Genomic DNA, 18,838 nt, shown 5'->3' with positions numbered 1-18,838 from the left:
TCGGGGTCAAAGCCGGGCTTGTGGCCTGGGCCTTATTCCATGTCCTTCAGCCAGTCCTTGTTCTTGAACCACTTGTCGTGAATACGATCGTAGGTCCCGTCATGCTTGATCTGGTGCAGGAAGTTGTTGATGAAGTTGATGCTGTCGTAGTCGCCTTTCTTCAGGCCGAAAGCCAGCGGCTCGTAGGTGAAGGGCTCTTCGAGGAACAGCAGCTTGCCGGCACCGGCTTTCTCCACGGCTACCACGTTGTATGGGGCGTCGTAGACGAAGGCATCAGCCTTGCCGTTGACCACGTCCATCACCGCTTCCTGTTCGTTGTCGTAGCCGTGGTACTTGGCTTTGCCGATCAACTTCTTGGAGACCATTTCACCGGTGGTGCCCAGCTTGGAGGTCAGGCGGTACTTCTCGTTGTTCAGGTCTTTGTACGACTTGATCTCGCCCGCCAGTTCCTTGCGGATCAGCAGGGTCTGGCCAACCACGATGAAGGGTTCGCTGAAGTTCAGGCGCAGGTTGCGTTCCTGGGTCAGGGTCATGCCGCTGCCGATCATGTCGAACTTGTCGGTCAGCAGGGCCGGGATGATGCCGTCATAAGCCGTGGAGACCGCTTCGAACTTGACGCCCATGGACTTGGCCATGGCCTTGAGAATGTCGACTTCGAAGCCGATGATCTCGCCACGCTTGTTGGTCATCTGGAACGGCATGTAGGTCGGGTCCATGCCCACCTTGAGGGTGCCGCGCTTGACCGCGTCATCGATGGCGCCTGCCTGGGCCGCAGTTACAGCGACCAGGGCGGTTACACCGACCAGCAGTCGCGAAAGGTATTGCTTGATCATCACCAAGTCCCCTAGCAAGAAAAGTAGCGAATCTTATTGTGTTGGCACGGCCGTACCGGCCGAGGCGTCGTATCGGAATGGGATGCTAACGCATGGCGGCTCGGGGACCTAGCGCCGGGGGGGACTTTGTTGGCCAAAATCCGATTAGGCAGGAAGATTGGGGAGCCTTCATCGCCGGCAAGCCAGCTCCCACAGGATTCACATAGGCCAGAGGCTTGCGCAATACCTGTGGGAGCTGGCTTGCCGGCGAATGGGCCGCAAAGCGGCCCCAGGCCGATCAGGCGCCGACGAGTGCCGGTTGGCCTTCGTTCTCGGGGTGCAGCGGCAACAGCGGCGAGTGCGGGTCGTTCTTGATAGAAGCGCGCCACACATCGATCCACGCCGCGTTGTGCTCTGCCCACACCTGCTCGTGCAGGCGGGACAGCGCCACCGGGTCGCTGAGCAGGGCCAGGCGGGTGTTGAGGTCCAGCCCTTGAGGCCCGACTTCCATGGCCTTGGCCACGCGCTCGGCACGCAGCGCTTCAATCGGCGCCGCCTGGCCATGACGGGCAGTGGCCATGGCGCAAGCCAGGGCGTTCTGCCGTGGGTCGACCACAGCCCGCACGAAGCCGTCATGCAGGGCATGCCAGCGGTTTTCGTGGGTGTACTGGTCGGTAGCCAGCAGCTCTTGCGGGGTGGCGTATTCCTCGGGGATGAGGAACAGCTTCTCGTCCTTGGCGGCCAGGCCCAGGCGGGTGCGGCTGGAGATCACCGAAACCGGGATCGACAGCATCAGCGAGCCAACGATTGGCGCCAGCCACCACAGGAAGGCCGGGTTCAGCCAGGCCACCAACCCAGCCCAGGCAATACCCAGCAAGGTTTGCGGGCCGTGGCGACGCATAGCCTCGCCCCACGGCGTGGAGTCGTCGTCACGCTGCGGCGAGTTCCAGGTCGCAGCCCAGCCGAGGAACGCGGCCAGCACGAAGCGGGTGTGGAAGATCATGCGCACCGGTGCCAGCAGCATGGAGAACAGCATCTCCATCAGCATCGACAGGGTGACCTTGACCCGTCCGCCAAACTCGACAGCGCCCTTGGCCCAGATCAGGATGATGCTCAGCAGCTTGGGCAGGAACAGCAACACGATGGTAGTGGAGAACAGCGCCACGGCCTTCTCCGGGTGCCACTGCGGCCATAGCGGGTAGAGCTGGTACGGTTCGATGAAGTACTGCGGCTCCATCAGGGTGTTGGTCGCCAGCAACGCGGTCGACAGCACCAGGAACAGGAACCACAGCGGCGCCGACAGGTACGACATAACCCCGGTAAGGAACACCGCACGGTGTACCGGGTGCATGCCCTTGACCAGGAACAGGCGGAAGTTCATCAAGTTGCCGTGGCACCAGCGGCGGTCGCGCTTGAGCTCGTCGAGCAGGTTGGGCGGCAGCTCTTCGTAGCTGCCCGGCAAGTCGTAGGCGATCCACACGCCCCAGCCGGCACGGCGCATCAGCGCGGCTTCGACGAAGTCGTGGGAAAGGATTGCACCGGCGAACGCGCCCTTGCCCGGCAACGGCGCCAGGGCGCAGTGCTCGATGAACGGCTTCATGCGGATGATCGCGTTGTGGCCCCAATAGTGCGACTCGCCCAGCTGCCAGAAGTGCAGGCCAGCGGTGAACAGTGGGCCGTACACGCGGGTGGCAAACTGCTGCATGCGTGCATAGAGGGTGTCCATGCCCGAGGCTTTCGGCCCGGTCTGGATGATGCCGGCGTCCGGGTTGGCCTCCATCAGGCGCACCAGGCTGCTCAGGCACTCGCCGCTCATGACGCTGTCGGCGTCGAGCACGACCATGTACTTGTACTCGCCACCCCAGCGACGGCAGAAATCGTCGAGGTTGCCGCTCTTGCGCTTCACCCGGCGCCGACGGCGGCGGTAGAAGATGCGCCCGAAGCCTTTGGTTTCACGGCACACGTCCAGCCAGGCTTGTTGTTCGGCCACGGCGATGTCGGTGTCGTTGGTGTCGCTGAGCACGAAGAAGTCGAAACGGTCGAGGTTGCCGCTGGCGGCCACCGACTCGAACGTTGCGCGCAGGCCGGCAAACACGCGCGGCACGTCTTCGTTGCAGATCGGCATCACCAGCGCGGTACGCGCCTCGGGTGCAATTGGCTCGTTGCCGGCGCTGCTGCCCGAAATCTTGTATTTGTCGCGACCGGTGAGCAGCTCGAGGAAGCCCATCAGTGCGGTCCAGAAGCCCGCCGACACCCAGCAGAACAGGATGCCGAAGAGGACCAGGATGGAGGTTTGCAAGGCATACGGCCACACCTGCACCACGGTATCCCACAGCGGCTGGCTGAGGACTTCGTCAAGGTCGACGAACGACCAGCCCTGGTACGGCAGGATGCCCTTCATGTACCAACCGGCGACGATGGTCTGGCCGATCATCAGGGTCAGCAGGATATAACGGCGGATCGAGCCAACCGTGCGCCAGCGTGCCGGCGGCAGCTCGCGCTTGGGTGGCTGCGGCGCGTTGGGGCGGCCGGTCATGCGCCTCCACATGCGGATCAGCACGTTGGTGCGCCAAGGCTCAGGCACAACTTTGGTGCGCTTGATCGGTGGAGCGATCTTCAGGCACAGGCGGCCGCTGCCGTCGACGCCGAGCATTTCGGCGTCTTCCAGTTCGGCAGCGCTGCCCACGGTGAGGCGCGGGCCTACCGAGGCCTGCACGGCCTCGGTGGGGCTGGCGGCCGGGTCGGCCGCCAGGCGTTGGTGCAGCTCACTGAACGACGAGCAACTGGCGAGTTCCGCCCGTTGCTCGTCACTCAGTGGCAGGTGAGCCAGGTACTCGCCAAGCGATACTGGCCTTGCGTTTGAGTTACTCATCGGCAGGCAACTGATAGCTCCAGGTCTCGGTCAGCACCTTCTCGGTGGTGGCCGGGGTCCCGTTGGTGGGCGCCGCATCGGCGGCAGGTTGTTCGGCCTTGGCAGGTTGCTCAGCCTTGGCGGCTTTCTCGGCCTTGGCATGCTTGGCTGCGGCCTTGTCCTGCTTGGCGTCCTGGGCAGGCTTGGCGGGCTCGACCGGCACATCACGCACCAGCGCGGCACGCATTCCGGTGGATTTGTTGGCTTCCTTGACCTTCAGGCGCAGGGTCAGGCGCCAGCCCTTGGTCTCAGGGTTATAGCGCAGATTGTTCTCGACCACCTCGGCGTTGTCGTCAACGCTGATCTGGCTGCGCACTGCGGCGTCTTCCGGCAATGCGGCCAGGGCCGGGCCGGCGAAGTCGACCAGGAAGGCCACGCTGCCGTCTGGCTGGCGGATCAGGTTGGACTGCTTGACGTCACCGGTGGAGCGCAGGGTCTGCTTGACCGAGCCCAGCTCAGGCGCCTGGAATTTCGCCTCGTCGATGGTCCAGTGCAGGCGGTAGGCGTACTCGATCGGCTTGCCTGCCTCCGGCAGTTTCTCCGGGCTCCAGAAGGCCACGATGTTGTCGTTGGTCTCGTCCGCAGTCGGGATTTCGACCAGGTCGACGGTGCCCTTGCCCCAGTCACCCTTCGGCTCGATCCAGGCGCTTGGGCGCTTCTGGTAGTTGTCGTCGAGGTCTTCATAATCGCTGAAGGCACGCTGGCGCTGCATCAGGCCGAAACCACGCGGGTTCTCGACGCTGAAGTTGCTCACGGCCAGGTGTTTCGGGTTGTTCAGCGGGCGCCACAGCCACTCGCCATTGCCGGCGTGGATCGACAGGCCTTCGGAGTCGTGCAGGGCCGGACGGTAGTTGAGGACCTTGGACGGCTGGTTGGGGCCGAACAGGAACATGCTGGTCAGCGGGGCAATGCCCAGGCGGCTGACCTGGTCACGCAGGAACACGCGGGACTGCACGTCGACCACGGTGTCGTTGCCCGGGCGCAGGGTCAGCTTGTAGGCGCCGGTGGAGCGCGGCGAATCCAGCAGGGCGTAGATCACCAGGTGCTTGTCGGCCGGCTTGGGCTTCTCGACCCAGAACTCGGTGAAGCGCGGGAATTCCTCGCCCGACGGCAGCGCAGTGTCAATGGCCAGGCCACGGGCCGACAGGCCATACACATGGCCCTTGCCGACCACGCGGAAGTAGCTGGCGCCCAGCAAGGTCATGATCTCGTCTTGCTTGTCAGCCTTGTTGATCGGGTACAGCACGCGGAAACCGGCATAACCCAGGTTCTTGGTGGTTTCCGGGTCGTGTGGCACGTCACCGAACTCGAAGCGGCTCGGGTCGTACTTGATTTCCTCGACCTTGGATGCGGTGACCTCGTTGATTTTCACCGGGGTGTCGAAGTGCATGCCCTGGTGGTAGAACGACAGCTTGAACGGGGTCTTGTCCTTGGCCCACTCGGCCTTTTCCTGCAGGAAATGGATCTTCTGGTAGTCCGCGAACTTCATGTCACGGAACACGGCCGGCAGGTTGCTTTTTGGTGCATCGTACTTCTGGCCGGCCAGATCCTTTGCCTTGGCTGCAACATCGTCAAGATTGAATGCCCACAGCTGGCCCGCGCTCATCAGGCCGACCACTGCCACACTGGCCATCAGGGCCTTGCGTAGCCGGATGCCGGGGATTCTTGATGCTTTTTGGGGACTAACAATCACGAGCAACCCTCGCCGAAAACAGATCATGAAACCAACGGCCAGCGACAAATGCCGGGTTGGCGAGCACTGTTCGGACCCCGTGAGGGCGTAATGATTCCCCAAACGGATCCAGACAATGCTCGAGTCAGAGTGAAACGAACCTGCGAACGCAGGTCCATGCAGCGCGCGATTATCCAGCAGGTCGCGTGACAACGCATCAGGCTGGAACAACTATTTATCGTACAAAACCCCTTGTTTTCCTGTAAACAAAGGGTTTTTTGACCTCATATTTGTAACATAAATGTTACGGGGCCATCATTGACCAGATGCACCTGCATGTCTGCCCCGAATTGCCCGCTCGCCACGTCGGCATGCTGGCGCTTCGCTTGCTGCAAAAGATAGTCGAACAATTCAGCCCCGAGGGCCGGCGGCGCTGCCGTCGAGAAGCTCGGACGCATGCCGTTGCGGGTGTCCGCCGCCAAGGTGAACTGCGACACCAGCAACAAACCACCCCCGACATCCTTGAGCGACAGGTTCATCTTGCCCTGCTCATCGCTGAATACACGGTAGTTCAGCAGCTTGTGCAACAGCTTATCGGCCTGCTCGCGGGAATCTTCAGGCTCGACGGCCACCAGCACCAGCAAACCCTGGTCGATGGCGCCAACCACCTGCCCCGCCACTTCAACCCGCGCACCGCGCACGCGCTGCAGCAAACCCCTCATGCTTCTTCCAGGGGCAGGTCGAGCAGGCGCCGGGCCATCTGGTCGGCTGCCCGCACCAGGGCATCGGTGATGCCCGGCTCGGACGCGGCGTGGCCGGCGTCGCGGATCACCTTCAGTTCGCTGTTCGGCCAGGCCTGGTGCAGGGCCCAGGCGTTGTCCAGCGGACAGATCACGTCATAGCGACCGTGCACGATCACCGCTGGCAGGTGGGCGATCTTCGGCAGGTCGCGGATCAACTGGTCCGGTTCGAGGAAGGCGTTGTTCATGAAGTAGTGGCACTCGATCCGGGCGATCGACAGCGCCCGCTGCGGCTCGGAGAAGCGGTCGACCACCAGCGGGTTCGGGCGCAGGGTGGCGGTACGGCCCTCCCAGGTAGACCACGCCTTGGCGGCGTGCATCTGGGCAATCTGATCGTTACCGGTGAGGCGCTTGTGGAAGGCCTTGACCAGGTCGCCGCGTTCTTCCGGCGGAATCGGCGCGATGTAGTCCTGCCAGTAGTCGGGGAACAGGCGGCTGGCGCCCTCCTGGTAGAACCACTCGATCTCCTGCGGCCGGCACAGGAAGATGCCCCGCAGGATCAGCCCATGCACACGCTCGGGGTGGGTCTGGGCGTAGGCCAGGGCCAGGGTCGAACCCCACGAGCCGCCGAACAGCACCCATTTGTCGATGCCCAGGTGCTCGCGGATGCGCTCCAGGTCCTCGACCAGGTGCCAGGTGGTGTTGTTCTCCAGGCTCGCATGGGGCGTGGAGCGGCCACAGCCGCGCTGGTCGAAGGTGATGATGCGGTACAGGTTGGGGTCAAAGTAGCAACGGCTCTGGGCGTCGCAGCCAGCACCCGGGCCACCGTGGATGAATACCACGGGCAGACCTTCCGGCGAGCCGCTTTCATCGACATACAGCACATGCGGCGCTTCCACGGCCAGATCGTGCCGGGCGTAGGGTTTGATCTGCGGGTAGAGGGTCTGCATTGCGCACTCCGTGTGAGGATATTGACTGCCGTTGGGCATCATAAACCTGAATTGCGCTTTGAGCACCGCCTCTTCCACTCAACGCTGGTATCGTTCTGCCCCCCAAGCCAGCAGCGCTTGCAAAAGCTGCTTCAGAACCACCTGCGTCGGTTGCGCCAGGTCTTCCCGGTAGGTAAACGGCTCGGTTTCCTCCATGTACGTGCTTTGCGCCAACTCCAGCTGCACCGCATGGATATGCTTCGCGGGGTCACCATAGTGCCGGGTGATGTGTCCGCCTTTGAACCGACCATTCAACACATGACTGTAACCTGTCGCTTCGGCGCACACGCCCTGCAACCGCTCGGCCAGCACCGGATCGCAGCTGGCGCCATTGAAGGTACCCAGGTTGAAGTCCGGCAACTTGCCATCGAACAGGTGCGGGATGCGCGAGCGGATCGAGTGGGCATCCCACAACAGGGCATAGCCAAACTGCTCGCGCAACCGGTCCAGTTCGCGACGGAGGGTGTTGTGATACGGGCGCCAGATCTGTTCCAGGTAGCGTTTGCGTTCTTCGCCAGACGGCGCCAACCCCTCCTTGAACAGCGGCTCGCCTTCGAACAACGTGGCCGGATACAGGCCAGTGGTGGCGCCGGCGTACAGTGGCTTGTCGTCATCCGGGCGGTTCAGGTCGATGACGAAACGCGAGTACTCTGCGGCTACCACGCTGGCGCCCAGGTCGCGGGCAAAGTCGTACAGCTGCGGGATGTGCCAGTCGGTGTCCGGCAAGCTGCGCGCCTCATCGACCAGGCCATCACGCACGGCGTCGCTCAGGCGCAGGCCGGCGTGGGGCATGCTGATCAGCAGCGGCAGGCGGCCTTGGTGAAAACTCAGAACCTTGTCCATCGTGCCTCGCTCAGTTGGAGATTTCGTGGCCCTTGCGCACCACGCGCTTGGGCAGGTCGCCACCCAGCCAGTAGGCCAGGTCGGCGGGGCGTTCGATTTGCCAGGCGACGAAGTCGGCTACCTTGCCCACTTCCAGCGAGCCGTGGCTGTCGCCCAGGCCCAACGCCGTGGCGGCATGCACGGTGACGCCGGCCAAGGCTTCTTCCGGCGTCATGCGGAAACACGTGCAGCCCATGTTCAGCATCAGCCGCAGCGACAGCCCTGGCGAGGTGCCGGGGTTGAGGTCGCTGGCCAGGGCAATCTTCACCCCGTGGCGGCGCAATGCATCCATCGGTGGCAGCTGGGTTTCACGCAAGAAATAGAAGGCGCCCGGTAGCAGCACGGCGACCGTGCCGGCTGCGGCCATGGCAATGGCGTCTTCCTCGGTCATGAACTCCAGGTGGTCGGCCGACAGCGCCTGGTAGCGGGCCGCCAGGCTCGAGCCATGCAGCGACGACAGCTGTTCGGCGTGCAGCTTGACCGGCAGGCCCAGCTCACGCGCCTTGATGAACAGCCGCTCCACCTGGGCCGGGGAGAACGCCAGGTGTTCGCAGAAGGCATCCACCGCATCCACCAGGCCTTCGGCGGCCAGGGCCGGCAGCATCTCGTCACAGATGTGCGCGATGTAGTCGTCGGCCCGGCCGGCGTACTCCGGCGGCAGGGCGTGCGCGGCCAGGCAGGTGGCGCGCACCGCCAGCGGCAGCTCGTCGGCAAGGCGCCGGGCCACGCGCAGCATCTTGCGCTCGTTGGCCAGGTCCAGGCCGTAGCCCGACTTGACCTCCAGGGTGGTCACGCCATCGCGCATCAGCGCCTGCACCCGCTGGCGGGCACTGGCGAACAACTCGTCCTCGCTGGCCGCGCGGGTGGCCCGCACGGTACTGGCGATACCGCCGCCCTGTGCGGCGATTTCGGCGTAGCTGACGCCTTGCAGGCGCTGCTCGAACTCGCCACTGCGGTTGCCACCGAACACGGCGTGGGTGTGGCAATCGATCAGCCCGGGGGTGACCCAGGCGCCGCCCAGGTCCACCGTGCGGTCAGCGTCGACCGGCGCCAGCTCGGCGCGTGGGCCGATCCATTCGATCAGCCCGGCGCAGGTGACGATGGCCGCGTCTTCGATGGCCGAGTAACGGCCCTCGGCCATGGTTGCCACATGGCAATGCTGCCAGACGGTTCTCATGCACAATCTCCTTTGCTAGCGGTGCAGCTCGACAGGCTCTGCTACGGGCTGGCCCTGCCCTGCGCGCGGCTTGCACCACAGCAGGTAGGACGCCACCAGGAACACCACCCATATCACGCCGACGATCAATGCCGCCTGGGTATCCGGGAAGTAGCCGAGCACGCCAAAGATGAAGACCATGAACGCAATGGCCATGGCCGGGCCGTATGGCCAGAACGGTACCGGGAACTTGAGCTGGGCCACTTCTTCACGGCTCATGCTGCGGCGCATGGCCACTTGGGTGAGCAGGATCATCAACCACACCCACACGGTGGCGAAGGTGGCGATCGAAGCGATCAGCAGGAACACGTTCTCAGGGATCAGGTAGTTGAGCAGCACGCCGATCAGCAGCGCGGCGCCCATCACCACCACGGTCATCCATGGCACACCGTGTTTCGACAGCTTGCCGAAACTGCGTGGCGCATGGCCTTGATGGGCCAGGCCATACATCATGCGGCCAGCACCGAAGATGTCACTGTTGATGGCCGAGATCGCAGCGGAAATCACCACCACGTTCAGCACTGCGGCGGCAGAGCCAATCCCCAGGTTGCTGAAAATCTGCACGAACGGGCTACCTTCGCTGCCGATCTGCGGCCACGGGTACAGGCACATCAGCACGAACAGGGTGAGCACATAGAACAGCAGGATGCGCAGGGGCACGGCGTTGATTGCCTTGGGGATGACCCGCTGCGGGTCCTTGGCTTCACCGGCAGTCACGCCAATGATCTCGATACCGCCGAAGGCGAACATCACCACGGCAAAGGAGGCGATCAGCCCGCCCACGCCATTGGGCATGAAGCCGCCATGGTCGAACAGGTTGCTCACACCGACGGTATGCCCGGTACCCACCTGGCTGAAACCGAAGGCCATGATGCCGAGGCCGGCCAGGATCATCGCGACGATGGCGCCAACCTTGAGCAGCGACAGCCAGAACTCCATCTCGCCGAACACCTTGACGTTGCACAGGTTAAGGCCGCCGATCAGGAAGACGATGCCCAGCACCCAGATCCAGCGGGCCACTTCCGGGAACCAGAAGCCCATGTAGATACCGAAGGCGGTGACGTCGGCGATGGCGACAATGACCATCTCGAAGGCGTAGGTCCAGCCGAGGATGAAGCCGGCCATGGGGCCGAGGTAGGTACTGGCGTAGTGGCCGAAGGAGCCGGCCACCGGGTTGTGCACGGCCATTTCGCCGAGGGCGCGCATGACCATGAACACAGCGGCGCCGCCGATCAGGTAAGCCAGCAGCACGGCCGGGCCGGCCATCTGGATGGCTGAGGCGGAGCCGTAGAACAGCCCGGTTCCGATGGCAGAACCGAGGGCCATGAAACGGATGTGGCGGGCATTTAGCCCGCGCTTGAGACCTTGAGCTTGTTGCATGTCACGTCCTTAAATTGTTTTTGTGGTCGTGAGATCAGGGGGCTGGCATGCAGCCCTTTCGCAGCACAAGGCTGCTCCTACAAGGGAGCGCGTCGCTTTTGCAGGAGCAGCCTTGTGCTGCGAATGGGCCGCACAGCGGCCCCAGGGGGCATTACAGGCTTGGCAGCACACCTGCCGGCAGCAAACCGGTCAAACTACCCTTGGCCAACAGTTCCACAGCCTTTTCGATGTCCGGCGCGAAGAAACGGTCACGGTCGTAGTGCGCCACTTCGCTGCGCAGCGCCTGGCGTGCTTTCTCCAGCTTGGCCGAAGTCTTCAGGCCTTTGCGCAGGTCCAGGCCCTGGCATGCGCCCAGCCATTCGATGGCCAGCACGCCACGGGTGTTTTCGGCCATTTCCCACAGGCGCTTGCCGGCAGCCGGGGCCATCGATACGTGGTCTTCCTGGTTGGCCGAGGTCGGCAGGCTGTCGACGCTGTGCGGGTGCGACAGGGCCTTGTTCTCGCTGGCCAGGGCGGCAGCGGTGACCTGGGCGATCATGAAGCCGGAGTTGACCCCACCGTTTTCCACCAGGAACGGCGGCAGCTGGGACATGTGCTTGTCCATCATCAGCGAGATGCGGCGCTCGCTGAGCGAACCGATTTCGGCGATGGCCAGGGCCAGGTTGTCGGCGGCCATGGCCACCGGTTCTGCGTGGAAGTTGCCACCGGAAATCACGTCACCCTCGGCAGCGAACACCAGCGGGTTGTCCGACACCGCGTTGGCTTCGATGCCCAGCACCTCGGCAGCCTGACGCAGCTGGGTCAGGCACGCGCCCATGACCTGCGGCTGGCAGCGCAGCGAGTACGGGTCCTGGACCTTGTCGCAGTTCTTGTGCGACAGCGACACTTCGCTGGAATCGCCCAGCAGGTCGCGGAAACACGCGGCAGTGTCGATCTGGCCGCGCTGGCCACGCGCTTCGTGAATACGCGCATCGAACGGCGAACGCGAGCCCAGTACGGCTTCGACGCTCAGGCCGCCGCAGGCGATAGCCGCAGCGTACAGGTCTTCGGCATAGAACAGGCCACGCAGGGCATAGGCGGTGGACGCCTGGGTGCCGTTGAGCAGGGCCAGGCCCTCTTTGGCAGCCAGGGTCAGCGGTTCGAGGCCGGCAACCGCCAGGGCTTCGGTGGCCGACAGCCACTGGCCCTTGTAGCGGGCTTTGCCTTCGCCCAGCAGCACCAGCGACATGTGCGCCAGCGGCGCCAGGTCGCCGGAAGCACCCACCGAGCCTTTCAGCGGGATGTGCGGGTAGACTTCGGCGTTGACCAGGGCGATCAGCGCATCGATGACTTTGCGGCGAATGCCGGAGAAGCCACGGCTGAGGCTGTTGATTTTCAGCACCATGATCAACCGCACCAGGTCGTCATCCAACGGCGCGCCAATGCCAGCGGCGTGGGACAGCACCAGCGAGCGCTGCAGGTTTTCCAGGTCGTGGCTGGCGATGCGGGTCGAGGCCAGCAGGCCGAAACCGGTGTTGATGCCGTAGGCAGTGCGGTCTTCGGCAATGATCTGCTCGACACAGGCGACGCTGGCATCGATGGCCGGCGCGGCGCTGGCATCCAGTTGCAGGCGCACGGGCGCGGCATGGATCGCGCGCAGCTGGGCCAGGGTCAGGGTGCCGGGCTTGAGGGTGAGTTCGGTCACGTTACTACTCCAAATCGCGTGGAGCCGCAGGCCCGTTCGTGGGTGCCTGCGCGCTCCTTCTTGTTGTTCAGTATCACCCCTGGCGGGGTGCGATCCAAAGCGTGGCAATCAGCCAGTGATCATCGGCAGGTCCAGGCCCTGCTCCTTGGCGCAGTCGATGGCGATGTCATAACCGGCATCGGCGTGGCGCATGACGCCAGTCCCTGGGTCGTTGGTCAGTACACGGGCGATGCGCTCGGCGGCTTCATCGGTGCCGTCGCAGACGATGACCATGCCCGAGTGCTGAGAGAAGCCCATGCCCACGCCACCACCATGGTGCAGCGACACCCAGGTAGCGCCGCCTGCGGTGTTCAGCAGGGCGTTGAGCAGCGGCCAGTCGGACACAGCGTCCGAGCCGTCACGCATGGCTTCGGTTTCGCGGTTGGGGCTTGAGACCGAACCCGAGTCCAGGTGGTCACGGCCGATCACGACCGGTGCCGACAGCTCGCCGCTGCGGACCATTTCGTTGAAGGCCAGGCCCAGCTTGGCGCGCAGGCCCAGGCCAACCCAGCAGATACGTGCTGGCAGGCCCTGGAAGCTGATGCGCTCGCGGGCCATGTCCAGCCAGCGGTGCAGGTGGGCGTCGTCGGGGATCAGTTCCTTGACCTTGGCGTCGGTCTTGTAGATGTCCTCGGCCTCGCCAGACAGCGCCGCCCAGCGGAACGGGCCTACGCCACGGCAGAACAGCGGACGGATATAGGCAGGGACGAAGCCCGGGAAGTCGAAGGCATTGGCCACGCCCTCTTCCTTGGCCATCTGGCGGATGTTGTTGCCATAGTCGAAGGTCGGGACGCCCTGCTTCTGGAAGTCCAGCATGGCCTGCACGTGCACGGCCATCGACTGCTTGGCGGCCTTGACCACTGCAGCCGGTTCGGTCTGCGCGCGGTCGCGGTACTGCTCCCAGGTCCAGCCGGCAGGCAGGTAGCCGTTGAGCGGGTCGTGGGCGCTGGTCTGGTCGGTGACCATGTCCGGGCGCACGCCACGCTTGACCAGCTCTGGCAGGATTTCGGCAGCGTTGCCGTGCAGAGCGATGGAGATGGCCTTGCCTTCGGCGGTGTATTTGGCGATGCGCACCAGAGCGTCGTCGAGGTCGGTGGCCTGCTCGTCGACGTAGCGGGTTTCCAGACGGAAGTCGATGCGGCTCTGCTGGCATTCGATGTTCAGGGAGCAGGCGCCAGCCAGGGTAGCAGCCAGTGGCTGGGCGCCGCCCATGCCGCCGAGGCCTGCGGTGAGTACCCACTTGCCTTTCAGGCTGCCGCCGTAGTGCTGGCGACCGGCTTCGACGAAGGTTTCATAAGTGCCCTGGACGATGCCCTGGCTGCCGATGTAGATCCAGCTGCCGGCGGTCATCTGGCCGTACATGGCCAGGCCTTTGGCGTCCAGTTCGTTGAAGTGTTCCCAGTTGGCCCAGTGCGGCACCAGGTTGGAGTTGGCAATCAGCACGCGCGGGGCATTGCTGTGGGTCTTGAACACGCCGACCGGCTTGCCCGACTGCACCAGCAGGGTTTCGTCGTCTTCCAGGCGGGTCAGGGTTTCGACGATCTTGTCGTAGCATTCCCAGTTGCGGGCGGCGCGGCCGATACCGCCGTACACCACCAGTTCTTTCGGGTTTTCCGCAACCTGTGGGTCGAGGTTGTTCATCAGCATGCGCAGTGGCGCTTCGGTCAGCCAGCTTTTGGCGGTCAGCTTGTTGCCACGTGGGGCACGGATTTCAACGTCACGGTATTTGTTGTTGTCGGTCACGGGAAAGGTCCTCTGCGGTCGTCCGCGGGCGGGTATGTCGTGGTCAATATACAAACACACCTTTACTTGTATGTACAAGCATGGACAACCAAAATATTCGGACCTGTTGTTCCTGCTTTGATTTTTTTTTGGGGGGGTGAAGCGAGCGTCGGTCCGGATTGAGTTTTGCGGCGGCGCTCGATCTCACAGGCGCATAAAATCTACAGCCGAACCCTCAGCGCCCAACCAGCTCAATCAGGCAGCACCTTCCCTGAACCTCCAGCCCAAGCAACTCATCGTTGCCCTCCAGCCGCAGGCAGTCATACAACCCCAACCGCTGCACCTCACGCCCCGCCATGGACACTTCCACGTGGCTGCTGGCAGCAAACAACAGCACCGTCGACGCCGAGCTGTACAAGCGGCTTGTCCCATCGAACCACTGCAACCGGGCCCGGTACCGTTGCGGTGCATAGATCAGGTTGAAATCGCGGATCGCCCCACCCAGCAGCTTGCAGCTGACCTGGCTTTCGCCGCTGAAGGCAAAGGCATCGAATGGCAGCAACGGCCGACTGGGCTGGCCATCGACCAACAGGCGCATGCCATCGCCCTGCAGCACGGTGATGATCCGCTGGTAACCGGCGAAGGTGGAAAAGCCGCCAGACTCTTCGATATCGGCAATCGACAGGCGCCAGCCAAAGCCGTCCAGGCCCTCTCCACTGTCGCGGGTGATCTCTTCGGTGAAACCGCCACCGTTCTTCCACGGCATGCGCGGGTAATCCTGTGCGCGCAACAACTGCAGCTGGCTCATTTGCTGAAACGTCCTTCCAGGCGATGACGGGAACCGGGGTGGATCAGCCGCGCCGCGGTTACCGGCTGGCGGCCGGACCAGGTACGACGGCGGATCAGCAGGCAAGGTTCGCCCCGCTCGATCTGCAGCAGGCGGCATTCTTCCGGCTCGGCCAGGATGGCTTCGACCACGTGCTCACCCTCGGTCAGCGGCGCTACCTGGGACAGGTAGGCATATGGCGTCTGCCGGGTGAAATCCTGCTTGAGGTAGTCGGGTGCGATCGCGGCGTTGACGTAGCGGTCCTCGATCTGCACCGGCACGCCGTTCTCGAAATGCACGATCAGCGAGTGGAACACCCGCTGGCCTTCACGCATGTCCAGGGCCAGGGCACGTTCGGAACCGGCTGCTTCCTCGGTGAGCGTGATCACCTGGCAGCTATGCTGATGGCCGCGCGCGGCAATTTCATCGGCAATGTTGTTGACTTCGAACAACGCCGAACGGCCCTTTGGCTCGGCTACGAACGTGCCGACCCCCTGCATGCGCACCAGCAGGCCGTCGGCCGTGAGTTCGCGCAGGGCACGGTTGATGGTCATGCGACTGAAGCCTAGCTCGTTGACCAGTTCACTTTCCGAGGGGACCCGGTGATGCGGCGGCCAGCTGCCGTTGTCGATCTGCTGGATGATCATCTGTTTGACCCGGGCATACAGCGGCGCCGGGCCCTCGCCCATCTGGGCAACCAGCGCGGAGACAGGAGGTGTCGGCACGGCGTTGGATCCTTGTGCATAGGGAATGAACGGTAGCTTGCCGCAGTTTACCCGGCAGGCAAACGCCTGTATATGTATATACAAGTTAACAATAACAGGATTTGACCGATGTCCGCCTACTTCGCCGAACGCGCTCTGCTGCCTACGGGCTGGGCCAGCCATGTCCGTATCGAGGTCGCCAGCGATGGCCATGTGACCCGCATCGAGCCGGGCGCCTCGGCCGAAGGCGCCGAGCGCCTGGCCGGCCCGTTGCTACCCGGCATGCCCAACCTGCACTCGCATGCCTTCCAGCGCGCCATGGCGGGTTTGGCGGAAGTCGCCGGCAACCCCAACGACAGCTTCTGGACCTGGCGCGACCTGATGTACCGCCTGGTCGGGCAGATCACCCCGGAGCAGCTGCAGGTCATCGCCCGCCAGCTGTATATCGAGATGCTCAAGGCCGGCTACACCTCGGTAGCCGAATTCCATTACGTGCATCACGACCAGGCAGGCAAGGCCTACGCCGACCCGGCCGAGCTGTCCCGCCGCATCAGCGCGGCCGCTGCCGAGAGTGGCATTGGCCTGACCTTGTTGCCGGTGTTGTACAGCTACGCCGGGTTTGGCGGGCAGGCACCGAACGACGGGCAGCGGCGCTTCATCAACTCCACCGAACAGTACCTGCAACTGCAAACGCAACTGGCCCCGTTACTGGCCGCGCAACCCGCTCAGCATCTGGGCCTGTGCTTCCACTCGCTGCGTGCGGTGACGCCTGGGCAGATTGCCGAAGTGCTGGCGGCCAGCGGCAAGCAATGCCCGGTGCATATCCATATTGCCGAGCAGCAGAAGGAAGTGGACGACTGCATGGCGTGGAGCGGCCTGCGCCCGCTGCAATGGTTGTACGAGCATGTAGAGGTGGACCGTCACTGGTGCCTGGTGCATGCCACCCATGCCGAGCCGGATGAAGTCACCGCCATGGCCCGCAGTGGCGCGGTGGCCGGGTTGTGCCTGACCACCGAGGCCAACCTGGGCGACGGGATTTTCCCGGCGGTGGACTTCCTGGCCCAGGGCGGGCGTATGGGTATTGGCTCGGACAGCCATGTGTCGCTGAGCGTGGTGGAAGAACTGCGCTGGCTGGAATATGGCCAGCGGCTGCGCGACCAGCGACGCAACCGCTTGTACCGCGGCGATCAGCCGATGGTCGGGCGCACGCTGTACGACGCTGCGCTCGCGGGCGGTGCACAGGCACTGGGGGAAGCGGTCGGGGAACTGGCTGTGGGCAAGCGCGCCGACTGGCTGGTACTGGATGGACAAGACCCCTACATCGCCCTGGCGGATGGCGATGCCATTCTCAACCGCTGGCTGTTTGCTGGCGGGGATCGCCAAGTGCGCGATGTGATGGTGAACGGGCAATGGGTGGTGCGCCAGGGGCGGCATGCCCAGGAAGAGGAAAGCGCGGGGGCGTTTGCCGGGGTGCTGCGGCAGCTCTTGGGCTGAGCGTATTGGGGCTGCTTTGCAGCCCTTTCGCGGCACAAGGCCGCTCCTACAGGGGAACGCGTATCCCTGTAGGAGCGGCCTTGTGCCGCGAAAGGGCCGCAAAGCGGCCCCAAAAATCAGTGCATTTTTACGATTTGCTGATCGGACGCCCGCCAGATCAGCCGGCTGGTGTCATACCCCTGCTGGCGTGCCTTGGCCAGCAGGTGCTCGCGCTCCCAGGCCGGCAGCGTCGGCGTGCGTGACAGTATCCATAAGTACTTGCGGTCCGGGCTGCCGACCACTGCCGTGCGGTAGCGATCGTCCACGTACAGAATCCAGTATTCGCCCCGAGCCACGCCAGGCACCAGCTTGGTAAACCAGTTATCAAACTCTACCCACAGTTTATCGGTGTGCCCGGGCTCCTGGATGCTTGCGTGCCCCTCGGCACGCAGCCACTCATCACCGATGGTGCGGCAGCGGTTGAGCACACCAAACGTGCCATCAGGCTTGAGGTTGTAGTGCGCCTCGGACTGCTCGCAGCCGGTCTGGTAGCGCATGGGCAGGCGCGCCAGTTCGAACCATTTGCCCTGGTAGCGCTTGAGGTCGACGTTGCCAGCGGTCTTCGGCGCCAGCGGGTCGTGTACGGAGCCCGCGCAACCACCCAGCAGCAACGCCAGGCATACCCCCATCAGCAGGTACAGACGCCTCATTTGAGGCCCTGCCCTGAATACATCAGCACCTTGTCAGCCGCGTACTGCACGCTGATGAAGCTCTTCTCGTCCCCCCAGGTGCAGCTGCTCATGCCCAGCGCGCCAGAGCACTCGGTCGGCGTACCGAGCAACTGCTCGACCTCGGCCTTGTTCATACCGGCCTTGATCTTGGAATAGTTTTCCTGATTGATCTTGCTGCAGGCAGTCAGGACGACGCACAGCGACAACAGGGCGAGGGAACGCAACGACATGAAGGACACTCCTGAAGAGGGGAAACAGGCGAGTGGCCTGCAGTGACCTTCGACGGGAAAATCCCTCCCAGGTTCCCTGCCCTACCCCCTTTGCACCTACACCATTGGTCGGATGGCCATTACTGTGCGATTAATCACAAAGCATTAATCACGCGCAAATAAAAAGGCCGCACCCTTTCAGGTGCGGCCTCGTGTCGCGACGGCCTGCGCAGCAGGCCCCGTGGGCTTCAGAATCTGGACCCGGGCTCCAGCAAAAAGTCCATCTCTTCGCTGGTGCTCGGCCGCTCCAGCACCAGGTTGCGGTGCGGGAAGCGCCCAAACCGGGCAATCACCCGCTGGTGCTGCTCGGCATAGTCAAGGAAGCCTTCGAACAGCCGCCGGCTGGCTTCGGGCTGCTCGTCCAGCAACAACTGATAACGCTCGACACAGAGGTTCTGCCAGTCCAGCACCTCGGCATGCTCCAGCACCAGCAGCACGAACACACGCTGGATCGGCAGCAGCTGGTAGTCCCAGCCCTTCTGCAGGCCCTGCATGGCGACCACCTGGGCACGCCGGTCGCCTTCGAAGGCGCGCGGTGTGTCGCGATAGAGCATGCGCGGCAGCTGGTCCAGCAAGATCAGCAGGCCCAGCCAGCCCTGCGGGCTTTGCTGCCACTCTTCGAGCCCACCCGCCAGGGCGTGCTCGACCAGGTCGCCAAACAGCGCATGGGCATCGGCATCGTGATGCTTGCCGAACCACAGCGTGCTCTTCTCGTCAGCCACGGCCTGGGCACTGGTGCCCCAACCGAACCACCATTCCAGCAACGGCTGCCAAGGTGCGAGCATGAC

General features: G+C 63.8%; 16 protein-coding genes. 1 reads left to right on the top strand and 15 read right to left on the bottom strand.

Translation table 11 applies throughout. The features are described from left to right. Window positions 1-32 precede the first annotated feature (32 nt). The 12 genes from E8E78_RS24865 to hutC form a co-directional block, all read right to left on the bottom strand. A complete protein-coding gene (locus E8E78_RS24865) occupies window positions 33-830 on the bottom strand; it encodes a transporter substrate-binding domain-containing protein (protein WP_024717349.1) in 798 nt (265 codons plus the stop codon). A gap of 280 nt (window positions 831-1,110) precedes the next feature. After that, window positions 1,111-3,684, bottom strand: a complete 2,574-nt coding sequence (gene mdoH, locus E8E78_RS24860; protein ID WP_049275032.1) for a glucans biosynthesis glucosyltransferase MdoH — start codon at window positions 3,682-3,684, stop codon at window positions 1,111-1,113. Then, window positions 3,677-5,416 (bottom strand): glucan biosynthesis protein G, encoded by a 1,740-nt coding sequence (locus E8E78_RS24855; protein WP_202916033.1) that lies wholly within the window; start codon window positions 5,414-5,416, stop codon window positions 3,677-3,679. Before E8E78_RS24855 ends, mdoH begins: the two co-directional genes overlap by 8 nt. A 263-nt stretch (window positions 5,417-5,679) precedes the next feature. Next, window positions 5,680-6,117 (bottom strand): D-aminoacyl-tRNA deacylase, encoded by a 438-nt coding sequence (gene dtd / locus E8E78_RS24850; protein WP_049275031.1) that lies wholly within the window; start codon window positions 6,115-6,117, stop codon window positions 5,680-5,682. Continuing rightward, window positions 6,114-7,085, bottom strand: coding sequence for a prolyl aminopeptidase (gene pip, locus E8E78_RS24845; RefSeq protein WP_016489576.1), 972 nt, complete (start codon window positions 7,083-7,085; stop codon window positions 6,114-6,116). Before pip ends, dtd begins: the two co-directional genes overlap by 4 nt. Before the next feature lie 78 nt (window positions 7,086-7,163). Then, window positions 7,164-7,967, bottom strand: a complete 804-nt coding sequence (gene hutG / locus E8E78_RS24840; protein ID WP_049275030.1) for an N-formylglutamate deformylase — start codon at window positions 7,965-7,967, stop codon at window positions 7,164-7,166. Between the two features lie 10 nt (window positions 7,968-7,977). Beyond that, on the bottom strand, window positions 7,978-9,183 hold the full coding sequence (gene hutI, locus E8E78_RS24835) for an imidazolonepropionase (protein ID WP_049275029.1): 1,206 nt from the start codon (window positions 9,181-9,183) through the stop codon (window positions 7,978-7,980). A 15-nt stretch (window positions 9,184-9,198) separates the two neighbouring features. Further along, window positions 9,199-10,602, bottom strand: coding sequence for an amino acid permease (locus E8E78_RS24830; protein WP_049275028.1), 1,404 nt, complete (start codon window positions 10,600-10,602; stop codon window positions 9,199-9,201). Between the two features lie 151 nt (window positions 10,603-10,753). Further along, a complete protein-coding gene (gene hutH, locus E8E78_RS24825) occupies window positions 10,754-12,286 on the bottom strand; it encodes a histidine ammonia-lyase (protein ID WP_016502005.1) in 1,533 nt (510 codons plus the stop codon). Window positions 12,287-12,394: 108 nt separating this feature from the next. Beyond that, window positions 12,395-14,068, bottom strand: coding sequence for a urocanate hydratase (gene hutU / locus E8E78_RS24820; protein ID WP_016502006.1), 1,674 nt, complete (start codon window positions 14,066-14,068; stop codon window positions 12,395-12,397). 214 nt (window positions 14,069-14,282) lie between these two features. Continuing rightward, window positions 14,283-14,855: a HutD family protein gene (locus E8E78_RS24815; RefSeq protein WP_049275027.1), complete on the bottom strand. Its 573-nt coding sequence runs from the start codon at window positions 14,853-14,855 to the stop codon at window positions 14,283-14,285. Further along, on the bottom strand, window positions 14,852-15,562 hold the full coding sequence (gene hutC / locus E8E78_RS24810; RefSeq protein WP_169725194.1) for a histidine utilization repressor: 711 nt from the start codon (window positions 15,560-15,562) through the stop codon (window positions 14,852-14,854). Before hutC ends, E8E78_RS24815 begins: the two co-directional genes overlap by 4 nt. A 144-nt stretch (window positions 15,563-15,706) precedes the next feature. Here hutC and E8E78_RS24805 point away from each other — a divergent pair, with 144 nt between their 5' ends. Continuing rightward, window positions 15,707-17,071: a formimidoylglutamate deiminase gene (locus E8E78_RS24805; protein WP_049275026.1), complete on the top strand. Its 1,365-nt coding sequence runs from the start codon at window positions 15,707-15,709 to the stop codon at window positions 17,069-17,071. A gap of 116 nt (window positions 17,072-17,187) precedes the next feature. On the opposite strand, the gene E8E78_RS24800 is transcribed toward E8E78_RS24805, so the two are convergent. From E8E78_RS24800 to E8E78_RS24790, 3 genes are all read right to left on the bottom strand, one after another. After that, window positions 17,188-17,760, bottom strand: a complete 573-nt coding sequence (locus tag E8E78_RS24800; protein ID WP_016502010.1) for a lipocalin family protein — start codon at window positions 17,758-17,760, stop codon at window positions 17,188-17,190. Continuing rightward, entirely contained in the window at window positions 17,757-18,011 is a 255-nt protein-coding gene (gene bamE / locus E8E78_RS24795) for an outer membrane protein assembly factor BamE (RefSeq protein ID WP_003249234.1), read from the bottom strand. The genes E8E78_RS24800 and bamE overlap by 4 nt, the downstream gene beginning before the upstream one ends. A gap of 227 nt (window positions 18,012-18,238) precedes the next feature. After that, the gene (locus E8E78_RS24790; protein WP_016502011.1) at window positions 18,239-18,835 is read right to left on the bottom strand and encodes a DUF924 family protein; all 597 of its coding nucleotides are present in this window, start codon (window positions 18,833-18,835) and stop codon (window positions 18,239-18,241) included. Window positions 18,836-18,838: the final 3 nt, after the last annotated feature.

This window comes from Pseudomonas sp. BN505, from assembly GCF_029873175.1.
Classification (GTDB): Bacteria; Pseudomonadota; Gammaproteobacteria; order Pseudomonadales; family Pseudomonadaceae; genus Aquipseudomonas; species Aquipseudomonas putida.
This window is presented reverse-complemented; position numbering and strand designations above follow the sequence as displayed.